This window comes from Aeromonas sp. S5(2024) (genome assembly GCF_041403025.1).
Taxonomy (GTDB): Bacteria; Pseudomonadota; Gammaproteobacteria; order Enterobacterales; family Aeromonadaceae; genus Aeromonas; species Aeromonas hydrophila.
This window is the reverse complement of the sequence record NZ_JBGLRI010000004.1, coordinates 348,490-366,945: the sequence shown is the minus strand read 5'-3', so window position 1 is coordinate 366,945 and position 18,456 is coordinate 348,490. Positions and strand designations below refer to the sequence as shown.

Below are 18,456 nucleotides of genomic sequence, written 5' to 3'. Positions count from 1 at the left end.
CTTGTCTCGCGTCATCCCTGCAAGGAGCCCTTCTTATGTCTACCCCCTATCCCCGCGTCGGTGTCGGCGTGATCCTCATCAACCGCCAGGGTCAGGTGCTGCTTGGCAAACGCAAGGGCAGCCACGCCCCCTACTGGTCCATCGCCGGCGGCCATCTGGAGCTGGGAGAGACGTTCGAATCGGCAGCGATCCGGGAGGTGGCCGAGGAGACGGGTTTTCAGATCAGCAACCCCAGCGTCATCGCCGTCACCAACAACCTGGAGACCTGGCGTGAGAGCGGCCTGCACTATGTCTCGGTCACCCTGCTGGCCGAGGTAGAGGGAGAGCCCCAGTTGCTGGAGCCGGAGAAGTGCGAAGGCTGGATCTGGTGCGACCCGCGCAATCTGCCGGAGCCCCACTTCGATGCCAGCCGCCAGTCCATCGCCTGCTGGTTGGCGAATCGTTGCTACCTGCCAACCTCAAGCCAGCCGGCCCCATAAACCATCGCCTGCTGGCTGGCGAATCGTTGCTACCTGCCAACCTCGAGCCAGCCGGCCCCATAAGCCATCGCCTGCTGGCTGGCGAATCGTTGCTACCTGCCGACCTCAAGCCAGCCGGCCCCATAAGCCATCGCCTGCTGGCTGGCGAATCGTTGCTATCTGCCACAGCCAGGTCAGCCGATGGAGTGATCATTGCCTGCGGCTGACAAGGTGCGGCTACCTGCCAGCAGCCCCCTGATTTGTCATAAAAAAGTCACCGCGTTGTCATATCATCGGGGGCGATGATGACAACGAGGGAGCGATGAGGTGGGACAGGTATTCATGCAATTTCTGTGGCTGGGCTGCATCAGTTTTGGCGGACCCGCCGCCCATATCGGCTACTTCCAGCGCACCTTCGTCGAGCGGCTGGGCTGGCTGACCCAGGCCGAATTCGCCCAGTTGCTGGCCCTCTGCCAGCTGCTGCCGGGCCCCGCCTCCAGCCAGCTCGGCTTCGCTATCGGCCGCCAGCGGGCCGGACTCGCTGGGGCGCTGGCCGCCTTCGCCGGCTTCACCCTCCCCTCCTTCCTGCTGTTGCTGGCCGCCGCCATCGGTCTGGGCCAGCTCGGCAACAACATCTGGCTCGATGCCGCCCTGCACGGCCTCAAGCTGTTGGCGCTGGTGGTGGTCGCCGATGCGGTGCTCACCATGAGCCGCCAGTTCTGCAAGACGACGCGCAATCAGGGGATCATGGTCGCCACCGCGGCCGCCCTCTGGTGGCAGCCCGGCCTGCTCACCCAGCTCGTCATGCTGGCGGGCGCGGCCCTGCTCTGTGCCCGCGTCGGCGCGCCGCAAACACAGGACCCACAGCCCTCACCCGCTCAGTCCATCCCTGTCCGCCACCCCCACTGGCCCACCCTGCTGCTGTTTGCCCTGCTGTTTGTCGGTCTGCCACTGCTGGGGGGCCCCGTCGGCCAGCTGGTCGCCGACTTCTATCGGGCCGGCAGCCTGGTGTTCGGCGGCGGCCACGTGGTGCTGCCCCTGCTGGCGGAGAGCTTGGGCCACAGCCTCAATCAGCAGCAGTTCCTGACCGGCTACAGCCTGGCCCAGCTGGTGCCCGGCCCCATGTTTACCCTGGCGACCTATCTCGGTGCCCAGTTGCTGCCGGCGAGCCCGGTAGGCGGCGCCCTGCTGGCCACCCTGGCGCTGTTCCTGCCCGGCTTTTTGCTGCTGTGGGCCATGGGCCCCTGCTGGCAGAGCTGGCTGGCCCGCCCTCGCCTCGCCGGTGCCGTGGCAGGCATCAACGCCGCCGTGGTGGGTCTGCTGCTGGCGGCGCTCTATCAGCCGGTCTGGCAGAGCGCCGTGCTGGCCCCCACCGATCTGGCGCTGGCCGCCGTCGGCTTCTACCTGCTGCGGGTACTCAAGCTGCCCATTCTGGCGCTGGCCACCCTGCTGGTGGTCGCCACCCTGCTGCTGGCCTGATAGGCCCAGGCAGCGGTCACAAAGAAACGGCCCCCTGCCAAGGCAGGGGGCCGTTTTTGCATGCATGCCGGGCGCCAGACTCAGGACTCGGGATCGAAATCCAGACTCAGGCTGTTGACGCAGTAGCGCTGACCGGTTTCGGTCGGCCCGTCCGGGAAGACGTGGCCGAGGTGGGAGCCGCACTGGCTGCAGGTGATCTCCACCCGCTTCATGCCGTGGCTGCCATCCTCGGTGTAGGTCACGGTCCCCTCGATGGCCCGATCGAACGAGGGCCAGCCGCAGCCCGAGTCAAACTTGGCATCCGAGTGGAACAGCACCTGCTTGCAGCAGACGCACAGGTAGTCGCCGCTCTTGCGGTTGTGGAGCAGGGCGCCGCTGTAGGGACGCTCCGTGCCCTTCTCCCAGCAGACGTGATACTGCTCGGCGCTCAACTGCCGGCGCCACTGCTCGGGGTTAGGGGTGTTGCCGCTCATACTGACTCCTTGCCGTGAATATCGGTGCCCAGCATACCCAGTCAGGGCGCCGCGCTCTACCCCGCCAGCGGGAACTGTGATCCGCTTGGCAACACGACGGCAACATCCGGGGTGGCGACCACTCCCTCCTCGGCCAGCGCCACCGCACTCAGGGCGACCCGCTCCAGCAGCTTGAGGGAGTGAGCCCGGCCCACCGCCACCTGCCGCTTGATGTCGTCGGGCAGGAACGGCAGCCCGTCGTTGGTGGCGGTGTCGATGGTCTGGATCCACTCCAGCCCCTCACCCGGCGGCGGCAGACGGAACTGGATGTCGTAGTCGCTGGCGTTGAACAGCACGTACCAGCGCTCACCGCCGCAGCCGATCATGCCGATGTCCATGGCGAACGCCTGCCCCATGGGGGCGTGCCAGTCCTGATCGGTGAGCTGATGGCCGTCCGGGTGATACCAGTTGACCTGGTGGCAGCTGCTGGGAGCACCGTTCCAGCTGTCGTCGCTCAGTTGCAGGTTGGAGAAGACGGTGGACTCCGCCCGCAGCGCCAGCATCTGCTGGGTGAAGGCGAGCAGCCGCTCGTCCTCCGGCCGCCACTGCCAGTTGACCCAGCTGATCTGGTTGTCCTGGCAGTAGGCATTGTTGTTGCCGAGCTGGCTGCGGCCCATCTCGTCGCCGGCGAGGAAGTGCGGGGTGCCTTGCGACAGCAGCAGGGTGGCGATCAGGTTGCGCTTCTGCTGCTGGCGCAGGTTGTTGACCCGCGGATCCAGGGTCGGCCCTTCCACCCCATGGTTGTTGGAGAGGTTGTTGCCGTGACCGTCGCGGTTGTCTTCGCCGTTGGCCTGGTTGTGGCGCTGGTTGTAGGAGACCAGATCCTCCAGGGTGAAACCGTCGTGATAGCAGAGGTAGTTGACGCTGGTATGGGGGGAGCGCCAGTTCTTCGGGAACAGATCCCGTGAGCCGACCAGCCGGGTGGCAAAGTCCCCCATCTTGCCCGCATCACCGCGCCAGAAGGCGCGCACCGTGTCGCGGTAGCGGTCGTTGATCTCCAGCCACTGGCTCGGGAACTGGCCGAGCCGGTAGCCGAACGGGCCGATATCCCAGGGCTCGGCGATGAGCTTGACCCGCGCCAGCACGGGGTCCGCCATCATGGCCTTGAAGAAGGCCCCCATGGGATCGAACTCGCCCGCCTCGCGCGCCAGGGTGACCGCCAGATCGAAGCGAAAGCCATCCACCTGCATCTCGGTGACCCAGTAGCGCAGGGCGTCGAGCACCAGCCGCAGGCTGTTGGGGTGATCCAGATTGACGCTGTTGCCGCAGCCGGTGACGTTGGCGTGGCGAGTGTAATCGGGGCCGTGGGCGCCCGCCTCGAAGGCGTAGTAACCGGCGTTGTCAAAGCCCTTGAAGGAGAGCATGGGGCCGTCGAAGCCCGACTCCGCGGTGTGGTTGTAGACCACATCCAGGATCACCTCGAGCCCGGCCCTGTGCAGCTCGCGCACCATGGTCTTGAACTCGGCCACCGCCTCCTGCGCCGCATAGCGCGGCTCGGGGGCGAAGAAGGCGATGGGGTTGTAGCCCCAGTAGTTGGTCAGCCCCAGCTGCTCGAGCCTGGGCTCGGACATGAAGGCCGCCACCGGCATCAACTGCACCGAGGTGATGCCGAGGGACTTGAGATGTTCGATGATGAGCGGGTGGCAGATGCCCAGATAGGTGCCGCGCAGCTCGCTCGGCACCCCCTGATGCTGGCGGGTGAAGCCCTTGACGTGGGTTTCATAGATGACGGTGCGGGCCGGCTCGATGGCGGGCTTGCCCACCCCCTGCCAGTCGAAGGCGTCATCCACCACCACGGACTTGGCCACCATGGCCGCGCTGTCACCCTGATAGAGGGCATCATCCCAGTGGGTCGGGCGGCTGAGCGCCTTGGCGTAGGGGTCAATCAGCAGCTTGTCCGGGTCGAACAGCATCCCCTCCTGCGACGTGCCGTGCACCCGGTAGCCGTAGCGCTGACCGGCCTTGACGCCGCGCACATGGCCGAAGCGGTACTGACCGCGCCGGCCGGGCAGCTCGAGGCGGGCCAGCTCCCGCTCCTGCTCGTCGAACAGGCAGAGCTCCACCTTGTCCGATTGCGGTGCCCAGACGCAGAAGTGACAACCCGTCTCGTCGAGCAGGGCCCCCAGCGGATGGTCCTGCCCCTTTTCCATTGCGAACATCAAGACTCCTGTTTGATGAACAAGGTCGCGAGCGGCGGCAGATCCAGCACTATGCTGTGCGCCATCCCCTGCCAGGGGGTCGGCTCGGCGACGAAGACCAAACCCACATCATAGTTGCTGCCCCAGTAATGCTCGCTGTCGGTGTTGAGCACCACCCGGTAGTGACCGGCCGCCGGTATCCCAAGCCGATAGGCAAGCCGCGGCACCGGCGTGAAGTTGCAGGCCACCACCAGCGGGTTGGCCCCCTGCTTGTCGGCCCGCAGCCAGGCAAAGATGCTGTTGTCAGCGTCGTTGTGATCCAGCCAGCGGAAGCCGTTTTGCTCATAATCCGCCTGATACAAGGCAGGCTCATGACGGTAGAGGTGGTTGAGATCGTGGATCAGCCGCTGCTGGCCGCCGTGCTTGGGATACTGCAGCAGGTGCCAGGGCAACTGGGCATCGTGATTCCACTCATTGCTCTGGGCGATCTCGGTGCCCATGAAGTTGAGCTTCTTGCCGGGATGGGCATACATGAAGCCCATGTAGGCGCGCAGGTTGGCCGCCTGCTGCCACTCGTCCCCCGGCATCTTGTAGAGCATGGAGTGCTTGCCGTGCACCACCTCGTCGTGGGAGAGCGACAGAATGAAGTTCTCGTCATAGTGGTACACCATGGAGAAGGTCATGTCGTTGTGGTGGTAGCGACGGTGAATGGGCTCTTTCTGCATGTAGGTGAGGGTGTCGTGCATCCAGCCCATATTCCACTTGAAGCCAAAGCCCAGGCCACCCAGGAAGGTGGGACGGGAGACCCCGGCGAAGGCGGTGGACTCCTCGGCGATGGTCATGGCGTGGGGGTACTTGCCGTACACCTCCTCGTTGGTCCACTTCAGCAGGCTGATCGCCTCGTAGTTGTGGTTGCCGCCATCGACGTTGGGCACCCACTCGCCGGCGTTGCGCGAATAGTCCAGATAGAGCATGGAGGCGACCGCATCCACCCGCAGGCCGTCAACGTGGAACTTGTCGAGCCAGAACAGGGCGCTGGCCACCAGGAACTGGCGCACCGTATTGCGGCCGAAGTCGTAGATGTAGGAGTTCCAGTCCGGGTGCCAGCCGCGGCGCGGGTCCTCGTACTCGTAGAGCGGGGTGCCGTCGAAGCGGGCCAGCCCGTGGGCATCGGACGGGAAATGGGCAGGCACCCAGTCGAGGATGACGCCAATGCCGGCCTGGTGGCACTGATCCACGAAGTATTTGAAATCATCAGCCGTGCCGTAGCGGCTGGTGGGCGAGAACATGCCCACCGGCTGGTAGCCCCAGGAGCCGCTGAACGGGTGCTCTGAGACCGGCAGCAGCTCGATGTGGGTGTACTCCATCCCCTTGACGTAATCGACCAGCTCCACCGCCAGTTCGCGCCAGCTCAGGCTGTCGCCGTTGGGGTGACGCTTCCAGGAGCCGACGTGCAGCTCGTAGATGGAGAGCGGCTGCTCGCGCTTGTCGTTCAGCTGGCTCTCGCGCCAGGCGGCATCCTGCCACTGGTACTGGTCGTGGTCATAGACCACGGAGGCGAACGAGGGGTACTGCTCGCAGTAGAAACCCACCGGGTCGCTCTTGTGCGGCAGCCGGTTGCCGGCCGGGTCTTTCAGTTCGAACTTGTAGCGATCCCCGGCCTTGAGGCCCGGTACGAACAGCACCCAGTGACCGCACTGGCTGCGCTGCATCGGATGACGGCGGCCATCCCAGAAGTTGAAATCGCCGATGAGGCTCACCGCGGTGGCGCTCGGCGCATAGACCGCAAAACGCACCCCCTCCACTTGCTGGTCCAGGTGCACCACGGTGCGCAGCTGGGCACCGAGCGTGTGGTAGAGGTTTTCCGGCTGGTAGGTGAGTTCCGCCAACCCGGCCCAACCCGCATCCTGGAACTGATAGGGGTCGATGACCTCGACGGTGGCATCTGGGTAGTCGGCAAGCAACTGGTAGGGGAAGGGATTTTTACGGCGGGTGAAAACAGTTTCAAAGAGGCCCGAATCATCGGTAGGCGCCAGGGTGGCAACAATCTTGCCCGACTTGAGATCCCTGACCCGTACGGCCTGGGCATCGGGTAACCAGACGGTCAGCTTGAGGCCGGGCCCATCCGGATTGGCCTGCAGGCCTAAGTGGGAGAAGGGATCGGAACAGCGGGCTGCAACCAAACGTTCAACGAGCATCGAGATTTCCTTTCATAGCTGAGCATCCGCTCCGGCCTGGGCCGAAGCGGATGTAAGTGAGTCACGTTTTGTCGGCAGTGGCTCAACGACTGGCCTCGTCACGGGCCTGGCTCATCTTGCCTGCCAGCGCCTTGAGCGCCTCATTGGCAAAAATATCCTCCAGATCGGTAGACAGCTTGCGGCGCCAGTTCGGGTACTCGTAACTGGTGCCCGGCACGTTGACCGGCTTATCCATCTCCAGCCAATCCTCCAGCTGGGTGCTGAACAGGGCGCAGCTGCCGCGAGACATGTGCAGTTGCAGACCGTGGTTGAGCTCGGTGTTCATTCCGACCCAGTTCACGTCGTGGCTGATGTTGCCGGAGATCACTCCGTGGCCGTGCAGGCTGTCGAGGATCCGCTGCTTGGCCTGGTGGCGATCAGCATACAGGGTCTTGAGTACGTCTTCATCCGGATACAAGCCCAGCTCGCGCCCCAGCGCCAGATCGTCGCAATGCCAGAAGCCCTTGAGGGTCGGCATGTCGTGGGTGGTCAGCGCCGACATCGCCTGCTCGGCGTAGTGAGCCGGAGAGATGAAGCCGCCATCGGCCTTGGAGCGCTCGAAGAAGAACACCTTGTAGGAGTGGACGCCGTTCTCTTTCAGGGTCACGTCGATCCCCTCCGGCACGGTACCGAGATCCTCGCCGATCAGCAGACACTGATTGCGGTGGGACTCGAGGGCCAGGATGCCGAGCAGGTCGTTGACCGGGTAATAGATGTAGGCACCCTTGGCGGCAGACTCTCCGGGCGGCACCCACCACAGGCGCAGCAAGGCCATCACGTGGTCGATGCGCAGCGCGCCGCAGGAGCGCATGCTGGCACGGAACAGATCCACCATCGGCTGGTAGGCCGCCTCGAACAGCTGGTTCGGGTTCATGGGGGGCAGGCCCCAGTTCTGGCCAAGCGGACCCAGAATATCGGGCGGCGCACCGACCGAGGCTTTCGGGCAGTAGAGATCCCGGTTGGCCCAGATCTCGGTAGAGCCTTCGGAGACGCCCACCGCCAGATCGCGGTAGATCCCCATCACCATGCCGGCCGCCTTGGCACGGGCGTCGGCCCGGGCCAGCTGCTCGTCGGCCAGGAACTGCAGATAGAGGTAGAAATTCACATCCTGACTGTGCTCGGCCATCCAGGCCGCCACTTCGGGATTGTGGTAATCACGGAACGGCTCCGGCCACACCGGCCAACCCCAGGCATTCTCGCCTTTGGCGTAGAAGTGGGCCTGCAGGGCATCGAAGGCGGCCTGTTGCTGCAGGCTGTCGCCGCCGGCGGCAACGAAGGCATCGAAGGCGGCCTGACGCTCGGCGCTCAGGCTGGCCTGGTCGAACACCTGACGCAGCATGCCGAGTTTGGTCTCGATCACGCCGGTGTAATCCACGTTGCCCTTGGCACGCAGCTCGCTCAAGTGCTGCTGGAAGGCGGGATTCGCCACCTCGGCCTTGAGCCGGGCATTGGCCAGGAATTCGGGCACCGCTTCCACATCGATGTAGGCCACGTTGAGCCAGCGTCGGGATGAGGGGCTGTAGGGACTGGCGCTCTCCGGGTTGGCCGGATAGAGGGCATGAATCGGGTTGAGACCGACGAAGTGGGCGCCCCAGGCGGCCATCTTCTCGACCAGCTGGCCCAGATCGCTGAAATCGCCGATGCCCCAGTTGTGGCGGCTGCGCAGGCAGTAGAGCTGCACGCTCGGGCCCCACACCTTGCGGCCATTGGCGATGGGAGGCTGCTTGTAACACGCCTTGGGCGCGACGATGAGGCGCATGCTGGCGAGCGGCTCGTCATTGCCCTCCTCCAGCAGGATCAGATCGTGATAACCCAGCTCGGGTTGCACAGCCAGGGCCACGCGATAGGCCTGGCACTCCATCTCTTCGAATTCAGCCACGCCGACCAGCTCGCCGTCGATGGGGGTGAGCTGACCGGACAACACACCGCCCTGCTCCAGCTTGAGCTGCCAGCTGAGGGCGTCGTTGACGAATTCGATGGGCAGACGGACTTCGAGGGTAATGGGCTCGCCGCTGCGGACCACCATCACGGGATCCAGCGCACGCAGCCAGTGCTGGCGGTGCTCCTGCTCAAGCTGTTCGGTCAGGGCGGCCTCGTCATCGACGCGGTAACCCATGGCGCCCAGCATGGCGGCCTTGCTCTCTTCGGATACCTGAGCCGGGTGGCCCCAGGCATCAACATACTCGCTGGCGATACCTTTGGCGGCAGCCAGCTGTTCAATCAGGGTGGTCATAGTTTGAGAATTCCCGCTGTGGATTCTATCTATACTATTTTGATTAATTTTTATGGGTGGTACTTGAACAGTGGCTCTATGGGCCATGCTAAACCGCGCACATTTTTACACATCTGCCTGGCTGGTTGTGTGACCGAGCAGGCACTATTGTTGATAACCGCACCGCCAGGAGATAGATAGTTATTTCGACAAAAGCTGGTAGTCAGTTACATAAACAGAAAATAAATTTCACAGTTTTTCATGATATAGCGCAATTTCAGACAGATTGTTGGTTGACTCACGGGGGAGTTCTAGTAAATTTACAAACGGAATTTTCTTTGACTACTGAACAGTTAGGTAACCAATTATGACTATCAAAGTAGGTATTAACGGTTTTGGCCGCATCGGCCGTTTCGTCTTCCGTCTGGCCGCTGAGCGTGCTGACATCGAAGTGGTTGGTATCAACGATCTGATCGACGTTGACTACATGGCCTACATGCTGAAGTACGACTCAACTCACGGCCGCTTCAAGGGCACCGTTGAAGTCAAAGACGGCAACCTGGTTGTCAACGGCAAAACCGTACGTGTTACCGCTGAGCGTGACCCGGCCAACCTGAAATGGGGCGAAATCGGTGTTGACGTTGTTGCCGAAGCTACCGGTCTGTTCCTGACCGACGAAACCGCTCGCAAGCACATCGCTGCCGGCGCCAAGAAAGTCGTTCTGACCGGTCCGTCCAAAGACGCTACCCCGATGTTCGTAATGGGCGTTAACGACGCTACCTATGCTGGCCAGGACATCGTTTCTAACGCTTCCTGCACCACCAACTGCCTGGCTCCGATCGCCAAGGTTCTGAACGATACCTTCGGTATCGAGTCCGGCCTGATGACCACCGTTCACGCTACCACTGCTACCCAGAAGACCGTTGATGGTCCGTCTGCCAAAGACTGGCGCGGTGGCCGCGGTGCGGCTCAGAACATCATCCCGTCCTCTACCGGTGCTGCCAAGGCTGTTGGCGTGGTTATCCCGGAACTGAAAGGCCTGCTGACCGGTATGGCTTTCCGCGTTCCGACTCCGGACGTGTCTGTTGTTGACCTGACCGTCAACCTGAAGAAAGCTGCCACCTACGCAGAAATCTGCGAAGCGATGAAAGCGGCTTCCGAAGGCGCCATGAAGGGCGTTCTGGGCTACACCGAAGACGAAGTGGTTTCTACCGACTTCCTGGGTGAGCGTCAGACCTCCGTATTCGACGCCAAGGCTGGTATCCAGCTGAACGACAAATTCGTTAAAGTTGTATCCTGGTACGACAACGAAATGGGCTACTCCAGCAAAGTTCTGGACCTGATCGCTCACATCTCCAAGTAATTTGGGATACGCAATCAAGTAGCTTGAAAAAGGCGGCCATGGGCCGCCTTTTTGTATTCTGGACCGGGATTTTTCCAACCCTCTCTTCTGAATGTGCGCGAGCACAGGAGTCCTCATGCAACCGACACGCTCTCTGACTGCCCACTGTACCCTCAGCCACCACCCGGCTGGCCAACCCCTGCTGACCGTCGACAACGGCTACGCCAAGGCACAAATCAGCCTGTTTGGCGCCCACGTGCTGAGCTACCAGCGTCACGACGAACCCGCCTCCATCTGGCTCAGCGACAAGGCAGTGCTGGATGGCAGCAAACCCATCCGCGGCGGCATTCCCCTCTGCTGGCCCTGGTTCGGCCCGGCCCCTGCCCGCGTCGGCAGCGGCAAGCCCTCCCACGGCTTTGCCCGCACCAGCCTGTGGACGCTGGACGGTGTCTCCGATCACGGCGATGGCACGCTCGTCCATCTGTCTCTGCGTGACAACGAGGCAACCCGTCAGCTCTGGCCTCATGCCTTCGAGCTGGAGCTGGACGTGCTGGTCGGCAAGGAGCTGGCCCTGGTACTGACCACCCGCAACACCGGCAAAGCGCCGCTCGTCTACAGCGGCGCCCTGCACACCTACCTGCAGATAAGTTCACCGGAGTCAGTGAGCGTCAGCGGCCTTGGTGAGCCCTATGCCGACAAACTGACCGGCCAGAATGGCCAGCAGCAGGGTCCTCTGACCCTGAACGGCCCGCTGGATCGGGTCTATTGGCAGCCTGCGGCCCACGTCAGCATCCAGGATGGTGAACGCGAGACCCGGGTAGTCAGCGGCAACCACGACAGCGTGGTGGTCTGGACTCCCTGGCTGGAAGGTGCCCACGCCATGGCTGACATGAGCGATGACGGTTATCGCACCATGCTCTGCGTTGAAGCCGCCATCGCCAGCGAGGCAGGCGTGACCGTCGCACCGGATGAAGAGCACAGCTTCTCCACCGTGATCATCTGACGATACGCTGAACAGATAAATAAAGAGGGCTCCCGCGGGAGCCCTCTTTGCATCTCTTTGTCTTGGTGATCAGGCATTGCCCTGGGTCTTGAGCCTGAGCTCGGCGGCGAAGTTGAGCATGCGGTCGAGCGGGATCAGGGCCTTCACCCGCAGTGCCTCGTCCACCAGGATCTCATGGCGCTCGGCGCCATCAGTGAGGGCCTCCTTGATGGCCACCAAGCCGTTCATCGCCATCCAGGGACAGTGGGCACAACTGCGGCAGGTGGCGCCATCGCCACCGGTCGGCGCCTCCACCATCTCTTTCTCCGGGCAGGCCTGCTGCATCTTGTAGAAGATGCCGCGATCGGTCGCCACGATCAGCTTCTGCTGGGGCAGCTCCTTGGCCGCCTTGATCAGCTGGCTGGTGGAACCCACCGCATCGGCCAGCTCGATCACCGAAGCAGGGGACTCCGGGTGGACCAGCACGGCGGCATCCGGATTCTGCGCCTTCAGCTCGCGCAGGGCGTGGGCCTTGAACTCGTCGTGGACGATGCAGTGGCCCTGCCAGCGCAACATCTCGGCGCCAGTCTTCTTTTCGATGTAGGCACCGAGGTGACGGTCCGGGCCCCAGATGATCTTGTGACCCTGGCTGTCCAGATGTTCGACGATCTCCAGCGCGATACTGGAGGTGACCACCCAGTCCGCCCGCGCCTTGACCGCAGCCGAGGTGTTGGCGTAGACCACCACGATATGGTCGGGATGAGCGTCGCAGAAGGCGGAGAACTGCTCGATGGGGCAGCCCAGATCAAGCGAGCACTCGGCCTCCAGCGTCGGCATCAAGACTCGCTTGTGGGGGCTCAGGATCTTGGAGGTCTCTCCCATGAAGCGTACCCCGGCGACGATCAGGGTCTGTGCGGCGTGATCACGGCCAAAGCGGGCCATCTCGAGGGAGTCGCCAACAAAACCACCGGTCTCCTCCGCCAGCGCCTGGATCTCGGGATCCGTGTAGTAGTGGGCGACCAGCACCGCCTTGCGCTCCTTGAGCAGTGCCTTGATGTCTGCGATCAGGGTCGTCTTCTGCTCGGCGCTCAGGGGAAGGGGCTTGGCCGGAAACGGATAGTCCATCTCGACTACCGGCGGGACATTGTTCAGTGCATTGCTCATTGCGACTGTTCCATCAACGCTTGGAAAGGCAAAAATTATAACCAGAAGCCGCGCACAAACCCATCAACAAATCCGGTGCTGCGCAAGTGTCCGAATATACTCAAGTAATTCGTTGTCATTCTTGCCAAAGGAGTTGTCGAATGAAACAACGTTCCCTCAAAACCAAGCTGCTACTGCTCACCATGGGGCTGTTTCTCGCCAGCGGCCTCGCCATGACCCTGATGCAGTCCTCCTCGCTGAACACCCTGCGCAGCAACATCGTCAGCCAGACCCGGCAGGCGCTGGAACAGGAAGTCTCCCGTACCCTGCAGTTCCAGGCCGAACGCTATGCGGTGCAGATCGCCGACCTGCTGCAGCAGTCCTATCAGGTGCCGCTGGGCATGGCGGCCCAGCTGGAGGGCAGCATGGCGCAGCCGGACAGGCTGCTGAGCCGCCCCCAGGTCGAGACGCTGCTTCACAGCCGACTGCAGCAAGCGGGCGGCATCAGTTCCATCTATGCCCAGTTTGAACCCGACGGGTACGACGGCCAGGATGCCAGCTGGCAAGCCGGCGCCTCCCACTCCGTCGTCGGCAAGGGCAGCCTGGAGATTTATTTCACTCGCGACCAGGGCGGCCAGATCAGCCAGCAGCCGGTGGATGCCGCCACCAGTGCCGCCAAATACGACACCTCGGTCAACGAGTTCGGCATCCGCAACAGCGAATGGTACCTGTGCGGCCGCGACACCCTGCGCCCCTGTCTGATGGAGCCCTACCTCTACGAGATAAGCCCAGGCAACAAGATGCTGATGACCAGCCTGACGGTGCCCGTTCTGAAAGCCGGCAAGTTCGCCGGCATCACCGGCGTCGACATGAACCTGCCCATCTTCCAGCAACTGGCTGAGAACCTCGGCAAGAGCCTGTATGACAACCAGGCCGAGGTCACTCTGGTCAGCAAGATGGGCCTCATCGTCGGCAGCAACCGTCACGCCGACAAGCTGGGGCGGCCGCTGACGGAAGCCGGCCTCACCGCCCCCACCGGTCAGGAGCAGGACACCGAGACCGACTTCATCCTGCAACAGCCGGTCAGGATCGACGCCGCCGACACCCAGTGGTGGCTGATGCTCAAGGTGCCCAAGGCGCTGGCACTCAGCCAGGCCAACACCATCAGCAACCAGCTTGGCGACTTGCTGCAGGCCACCCAGCAGCAACAGCTAATTGCCATCGTCGTCATCACCCTGCTGGCGCTGGTACTGCTCATCTGGTTCATCCAGACCATCACGGCCCCCCTCTCCCTCATCAGTCGCCATGTGTCCCACCTCTCCAGCAACGAGGGGGATCTGACCCAGCAGATGAGGATAGACACCCACCAGGAGCTGATCGAGCTGGGCGGCCACCTCAACGCCTTCCTCGGCAAGTTGCGCGGCATGGTGCAGGGCAGCAAGCAGATCGGCCAGCAGGTGCACCAGCAGGCCCAGGGCATGAAGCAGACGGCCGACACCATGCGCAGCAGTCTGGACGAGCAGAGCCTGGAGCTAGAGAGCGTGGTCAGTGCCATGCATCAGATGAGCACCACGGCGGTCAGCGTGGCGGGCTATGCCGAGCAGGCAGCCCAGGAGTCGGAGACGGCCACCCATCACATCAGCACGGCCCAGCAGACCCTGAGCCGGGCCCGCACCGAGATCCACACCCTAGTTGAAGACATGCACCTCGCCGACAAGGCCGTCGCCCAGGTGGCCCAGCGCAGCACCAACATCAGCCGTATTCTCGACGTGATCAGGGCCATCGCCGAGCAGACCAATCTGCTGGCGCTCAATGCGGCCATCGAGGCGGCGCGGGCCGGCGATATGGGGCGCGGCTTTGCCGTGGTAGCGGACGAAGTACGGGCGCTGGCCAACAAGACCCGGGAATCCACCGACGAGATAGGTCAGCTCATCGGCAGCCTGCAGACCGAGGTCAACAGCAGCCAGCAGTTGATGAGTACCGGCATCACTCGCTCGGCCAGCACGGTGGAAGGGACGGAGCAGGCCTTTGAGGCCCTCAATCAGGTGGTCACCCAGATCCAGCAGATCCACGATCACATCAGCCAGGTGGCCACGGCGGCCGAGCAGCAGAGCGCCGTCAGCGACACCATCAACCAGAATCTGATGCGGATCGGCGACGCCGCCACCACCCTGGGGCAGGAGGCCAACGCCAGCCATCACCTGAGCGAGCAGCTGGAGCAGGCCGCCACAGCACTGGCCACCCAGCTCGAGCGGCTGAGAACCTGATGCCGAACGGCCATAAAAAAAGCCCGCATTGCTGCGGGCTTTTTCAATCTGGTGGTCGTTACTGGGATCGAACCAGTGACCCCCTCCTTGTAAGGGAGGTGCTCTCCCAGCTGAGCTAAACGACCTGGGATTCTGAAATGATGGTGGGTCGTGCTGGATTCGAACCAGCGACCAATTGATTAAAAGTCAACTGCTCTACCGACTGAGCTAACGACCCATCTAAATCATTTTTACAAACTTGGTGGTCGTTACTGGGATCGAACCAGTGACCCCCTCCTTGTAAGGGAGGTGCTCTCCCAGCTGAGCTAAACGACCTGGGAATTCTTGTGGCCAGATTGGTGGGTCGTGTAGGGATCGAACCTACGACCAATTGATTAAGAGTCAACTGCTCTACCGACTGAGCTAACGACCCACACCGATTTGCCTGGCACACTGCTTGCCGTGGCAAACAGTTTAAAACTGGTGGTCGCTACTGGGATCGAACCAGTGACCCCCTCCTTGTAAGGGAGGTGCTCTCCCAGCTGAGCTAAGCGACCTGGGAATACTGTCTCCACCTGGTGGAGAGAATGGTGGGTCGTGCTGGATTCGAACCAGCGACCAATTGATTAAAAGTCAACTGCTCTACCGACTGAGCTAACGACCCTCACCACGACCAGGACCGACTGCAATACTGCACCGGCTCTGACGGCGGCCTATATTACGGATTTATCATCCTGGCGCAATAGAAAAATCTTAAATTCAATCTGTTTGTTCATTGCGCATACAAAGCGGGGCTGTATTTACAAGACTGTTACGAAAACAGTGACATGCAGCAATGTTACAGCTTGCTCAAACTCTGCTTGGCCAGTTGGGCCGGCGAGGTGTTGGGATAGCCCTTGATCACCTGCTCATAGAAGTTCTTCGCTTCCGCCTTCTTGCCGTCAAGCTGTGCCAGCATGCCCAGCTTCAACAGCGCATCGGCTCGCTTGGGCGACTTGCTGAACTTGGTTGCCACCGTGGTGAACTGGGCAGCAGCGCCGGTCCGGTCACCCTTGTTGAACAACAGCTGACCCAGCCAGTAGTGGGCATTGGGGACATAGCTCGAGCTTGGATACTGTTTGATGAACCCTTCGAAGGCGGGGATGGCCTTGTCGTAGTTCTTCTCCTTGAGCACCATGTTCACGGCCGCATCGTAGGCCTGGTTCTCATTCAGGTTGGTCGAGTAGTTGGCCGCAGCTGCCGGTGTCGCGCTCGCAGCGGCGACTGCCGGGGCTGCTGGCGTAGCAGCAGGCTGGCTGTTGGCCACCTTGTCGAGCTCCTGATAGAGCTGGCGCTGACGCTCTTGCGACTGTTCCATCTGGTAGGTCTGCTGTTCCAGCTGACCGCGCAGCTCGGAGACCTCCCCTTGCAGGGAGTCGACCTGCTGCTGCAATTCGGCTTGCAGCCGCAGACGGGCATTGAGGGTGCGTTCCAGCAGGGCAACCCTGTCTTCCAGGCTGCCGGTGGGCACGATGGCGCCGTTGTTGCCGCTAAGGACAACACCGCCACCCGAGTCACCGCTCAGATCGCTGACGGGAGCCGCCGCCTGCGCATTCAGAGCAACCAATACGGCCAGCGCAACAACAGCTTGCTTGTACACAGATTTCATTCGGATCAAACCTTAGCGTTTAGGGCAAATAAAACGGCCAGCGCCATCGTCGCTCGCTTATGCAGATTTCATTCGGATCAAACCTTGGCGTTTAGTGCAAATAAAACGGCCATCGAAATGGCCGCTTGCATATAAACGAACTTTGTTCGGTTTAAACCTTAGTAAACCAGAACCGCACGGCGGTTTTTGGCAAAGGCATCCTCGGTGTGGGACATGTCCAGCGGCTTCTCTTCGCCATAGCTGACAATGGAGAGCTGCTCGGCCTGCACACCCAGGGTTTGCAGATACTTGGCAACGGCCTTGGCACGACGCTCGCCCAGGGCGATGTTGTACTCCGGAGTACCGCGCTCGTCGGCGTGACCTTCGATCAGGACTTTCACGCTCGGGCGCTCGCGCAGGTAGCTGGCGTGGGCATCCAGCAGATCAGCATACTGACCCTGGATATCGTAACCGTCGAACGGGAAGTAGATCACGTTGTCACGTTGCAGCGCTTCGAACTTCTGACGCATCTGCTCTTCCGGGGACAACATGCCGTTGGCGCCGCCGGTTTGTACACCGCCCATGCCGTCGGTCATACCTGACTCAGCGCCAGCGGCGTCAGAATCAGAAGAAGAGCTACAAGCGGCCAGGGTGAACAGTGGCAGTGCGATGGCCAAACCCTTGAGCAGTTTATTGAGTTGCATGCTATTTCCTTAAACCTTTATAACAAAACAAAAAACAATTGGATTTTTATCAATTCAAGAAGGGCGACCAAGCTGGTGCACGAATTTCACCGCTACTGGTCGGAAGCACAGCCTTGAAGCGACCATCAGTCGACACCAATGCGAGACTCTTACGACCCTGATAGATGGTGGCATAAATGATCATGCTGCCATTGGGAGCCACACTTGGCGACTCATCCAGCGCACTCTGGGTAAGGACCAGCAGGGCATTGTTTTCCATGTCCTGGCGGGCAATACGGTACTGCCCCTGAACACGAGTCACCATCACCATGATTTTGCCATCAGGAGTGATGGATGCGCCCTGGTTGGATTCACCTTCCCAAGTCATCCGGCGAGTCATACCAGTCGCCAAATTTACGCTATAAATCTGGGGTTTGCCACCACGTTCAGAGGTGAACAACAAATTTTGCCCGTCCGGCATCCAAGAGGGTTCGGTGTCGATCACCCGGCTGGTTGTGACGCGGGTCAGCTGCTTGCTAGCGACATCAACCACATAGAGGTTCGGTGAACCATCCTTGGAGAGAACGATAGCCAGACGACGACCATCCGGAGACCACTCAGGCGCACCGTTGATCCCGCGGAAACTGGTGATCAGGCTGCGCTGCTGGGTGTAGATATCCTGCACGTAGATCTCGGACTTCTGGTTCTCGAAACTCACGTAGGCCAGCTTGCTGCCATCCGGCGACCAGGCCGGGGACATCAGCGGCTCGCGAGAGCGCAGCAGGGTCTTCTCGTTGTAACCGTCGTAGTCGGCGATGCGCAGCTGATACGGGAACTGGGTGCCCTGCTGGACGGAGACATAAGCCAGACGGGTCAGGAAGGCCCCACGCTCGCCGGTCAGACGCTCATAGACGATGTCGGAGATGCGGTGAGCGAACTGACGCATCTGGGCGCCCGGGATGGTCGCCATGCGGCTGTCCAGGATGTAGCCGTTGCTCTCGCCACCTTGCGCCTTGGCCAGCTGGCCCTTCAGCACGTCGACCAGCTCGAAGTTGATCTTGTAGGTACCGTCACCGACAGCGGCAATGGAACCGACCACCACAGCCTCGACCCCTTGCGAAGCCCAGGGTGCGAAGTTGATTTCGCCGCTGGTGCTCGGCGTCTGCGGCATCTGGCCACGAGCCAGCGGCTTGAACTTGCCGCTGCGCATCAGGTCGTTGGAGACCACTTCCGCGATGTCCTGCGGCAGCTGGCCATTGCCTTCCCACTTGAAGGGGGCGACCGCAATGGGTCGGGCACTGTCGATACCGCCAGTGATGACGATGTCCAAGGCCGCCTGGGCACTCTGGCCCAGCAACAAACAGCCAACCAAAGCAAAAAACACTTTTCTTATCATG

General features: G+C 61.8%; 13 protein-coding genes and 6 tRNA genes. 5 read left to right on the top strand and 14 right to left on the bottom strand.

Annotation, left to right across the window (positions count from 1 at the left end; translation table 11 throughout):
• Positions 1-35 precede the first annotated feature (35 nt).
• Positions 36-479, top strand: coding sequence for an NUDIX hydrolase (locus tag ACB032_RS11230; RefSeq protein WP_371137939.1), 444 nt, complete (start codon positions 36-38; stop codon positions 477-479).
• A 306-nt stretch (positions 480-785) separates the two neighbouring features.
• Complete coding sequence (gene chrA, locus ACB032_RS11225) at positions 786-1,937, top strand: chromate efflux transporter (protein WP_371137938.1); 1,152 nt, start codon at positions 786-788, stop codon at positions 1,935-1,937.
• Between the two features lie 80 nt (positions 1,938-2,017).
• On the opposite strand, the gene msrB is transcribed toward chrA, so the two are convergent.
• The 4 genes from msrB to malQ form a co-directional block, all read right to left on the bottom strand.
• Positions 2,018-2,410: a peptide-methionine (R)-S-oxide reductase MsrB gene (gene msrB, locus ACB032_RS11220; RefSeq protein WP_011707354.1), complete on the bottom strand. Its 393-nt coding sequence runs from the start codon at positions 2,408-2,410 to the stop codon at positions 2,018-2,020.
• 56 nt (positions 2,411-2,466) lie between these two features.
• Positions 2,467-4,608 (bottom strand): glycogen debranching protein GlgX, encoded by a 2,142-nt coding sequence (glgX, locus tag ACB032_RS11215; protein WP_371137937.1) that lies wholly within the window; start codon positions 4,606-4,608, stop codon positions 2,467-2,469.
• Positions 4,608-6,785, bottom strand: coding sequence for a 1,4-alpha-glucan branching protein GlgB (gene glgB / locus ACB032_RS11210; RefSeq protein ID WP_139750007.1), 2,178 nt, complete (start codon positions 6,783-6,785; stop codon positions 4,608-4,610). Before glgB ends, glgX begins: the two co-directional genes overlap by 1 nt.
• Before the next feature lie 82 nt (positions 6,786-6,867).
• The gene (gene malQ / locus ACB032_RS11205; RefSeq protein ID WP_371137936.1) at positions 6,868-9,057 is read right to left on the bottom strand and encodes a 4-alpha-glucanotransferase; all 2,190 of its coding nucleotides are present in this window, start codon (positions 9,055-9,057) and stop codon (positions 6,868-6,870) included.
• 346 nt (positions 9,058-9,403) lie between these two features.
• Between malQ and gap the strand changes: the two genes are divergently transcribed.
• Together gap and ACB032_RS11195 are read left to right on the top strand one after the other, a co-directional pair.
• Positions 9,404-10,399, top strand: coding sequence for a type I glyceraldehyde-3-phosphate dehydrogenase (gap, locus tag ACB032_RS11200; protein ID WP_029302200.1), 996 nt, complete (start codon positions 9,404-9,406; stop codon positions 10,397-10,399).
• 115 nt (positions 10,400-10,514) lie between these two features.
• The gene (locus ACB032_RS11195; RefSeq protein WP_219255583.1) at positions 10,515-11,381 is read left to right on the top strand and encodes a D-hexose-6-phosphate mutarotase; all 867 of its coding nucleotides are present in this window, start codon (positions 10,515-10,517) and stop codon (positions 11,379-11,381) included.
• Between the two features lie 69 nt (positions 11,382-11,450).
• Here ACB032_RS11195 and nadA read toward each other — a convergent pair whose 3' ends face one another.
• Positions 11,451-12,524, bottom strand: coding sequence for a quinolinate synthase NadA (gene nadA, locus ACB032_RS11190; RefSeq protein WP_319898976.1), 1,074 nt, complete (start codon positions 12,522-12,524; stop codon positions 11,451-11,453).
• A 140-nt stretch (positions 12,525-12,664) separates the two neighbouring features.
• Here nadA and ACB032_RS11185 point away from each other — a divergent pair, with 140 nt between their 5' ends.
• Positions 12,665-14,770 (top strand): methyl-accepting chemotaxis protein, encoded by a 2,106-nt coding sequence (locus ACB032_RS11185; protein WP_371137935.1) that lies wholly within the window; start codon positions 12,665-12,667, stop codon positions 14,768-14,770.
• Between the two features lie 49 nt (positions 14,771-14,819).
• On the opposite strand, the gene ACB032_RS11180 is transcribed toward ACB032_RS11185, so the two are convergent.
• From ACB032_RS11180 to tolB, 9 genes are all read right to left on the bottom strand, one after another.
• A tRNA-Val gene (locus ACB032_RS11180) sits at positions 14,820-14,895 on the bottom strand.
• Positions 14,896-14,911: 16 nt separating this feature from the next.
• Positions 14,912-14,987 (bottom strand) — tRNA-Lys (locus ACB032_RS11175).
• Between the two features lie 22 nt (positions 14,988-15,009).
• Positions 15,010-15,085: transfer RNA gene (locus ACB032_RS11170), tRNA-Val, on the bottom strand.
• Between the two features lie 21 nt (positions 15,086-15,106).
• Positions 15,107-15,182, bottom strand: a tRNA-Lys gene (locus tag ACB032_RS11165).
• 48 nt (positions 15,183-15,230) lie between these two features.
• Positions 15,231-15,306, bottom strand: a tRNA-Val gene (locus ACB032_RS11160).
• 31 nt (positions 15,307-15,337) lie between these two features.
• Positions 15,338-15,413 (bottom strand) — tRNA-Lys (locus tag ACB032_RS11155).
• Positions 15,414-15,587: 174 nt separating this feature from the next.
• Positions 15,588-16,397 carry a tol-pal system protein YbgF gene (gene ybgF / locus ACB032_RS11150; RefSeq protein ID WP_371137934.1) on the bottom strand — a complete coding sequence of 270 codons (810 nt, stop codon included), beginning with the start codon at positions 16,395-16,397 and terminating at the stop codon, positions 15,588-15,590.
• A gap of 158 nt (positions 16,398-16,555) precedes the next feature.
• Complete coding sequence (gene pal / locus ACB032_RS11145) at positions 16,556-17,080, bottom strand: peptidoglycan-associated lipoprotein Pal (protein ID WP_005304908.1); 525 nt, start codon at positions 17,078-17,080, stop codon at positions 16,556-16,558.
• A 49-nt stretch (positions 17,081-17,129) separates the two neighbouring features.
• Entirely contained in the window at positions 17,130-18,455 is a 1,326-nt protein-coding gene (gene tolB / locus ACB032_RS11140; RefSeq protein WP_011707363.1) for a Tol-Pal system beta propeller repeat protein TolB, read from the bottom strand.
• Position 18,456 lies beyond the last annotated feature (1 nt).

Bases quoted from the DNA above. Each gene is read 5' to 3' on its own strand.
- malQ (WP_371137936.1), bottom strand. From the start codon at position 9,057: ATGACCACCCTGATTGAACAGCTGGCTGCCGCCAAAGGTATCGCCAGC.
- glgB (WP_139750007.1), bottom strand. From the start codon at position 6,785: ATGCTCGTTGAACGTTTGGTTGCAGCCCGCTGTTCCGATCCCTTCTCC.
- gap (WP_029302200.1), top strand. From the start codon at position 9,404: ATGACTATCAAAGTAGGTATTAACGGTTTTGGCCGCATCGGCCGTTTC.
- ACB032_RS11195 (WP_219255583.1), top strand. From the start codon at position 10,515: ATGCAACCGACACGCTCTCTGACTGCCCACTGTACCCTCAGCCACCAC.
- ACB032_RS11230 (WP_371137939.1), top strand. From the start codon at position 36: ATGTCTACCCCCTATCCCCGCGTCGGTGTCGGCGTGATCCTCATCAAC.
- nadA (WP_319898976.1), bottom strand. From the start codon at position 12,524: ATGAGCAATGCACTGAACAATGTCCCGCCGGTAGTCGAGATGGACTAT.
- ybgF (WP_371137934.1), bottom strand. From the start codon at position 16,397: ATGAAATCTGTGTACAAGCAAGCTGTTGTTGCGCTGGCCGTATTGGTT.
- glgX (WP_371137937.1), bottom strand. From the start codon at position 4,608: ATGTTCGCAATGGAAAAGGGGCAGGACCATCCGCTGGGGGCCCTGCTC.
- tolB (WP_011707363.1), bottom strand. From the start codon at position 18,455: ATGATAAGAAAAGTGTTTTTTGCTTTGGTTGGCTGTTTGTTGCTGGGC.
- msrB (WP_011707354.1), bottom strand. From the start codon at position 2,410: ATGAGCGGCAACACCCCTAACCCCGAGCAGTGGCGCCGGCAGTTGAGC.
- ACB032_RS11185 (WP_371137935.1), top strand. From the start codon at position 12,665: ATGAAACAACGTTCCCTCAAAACCAAGCTGCTACTGCTCACCATGGGG.
- pal (WP_005304908.1), bottom strand. From the start codon at position 17,080: ATGCAACTCAATAAACTGCTCAAGGGTTTGGCCATCGCACTGCCACTG.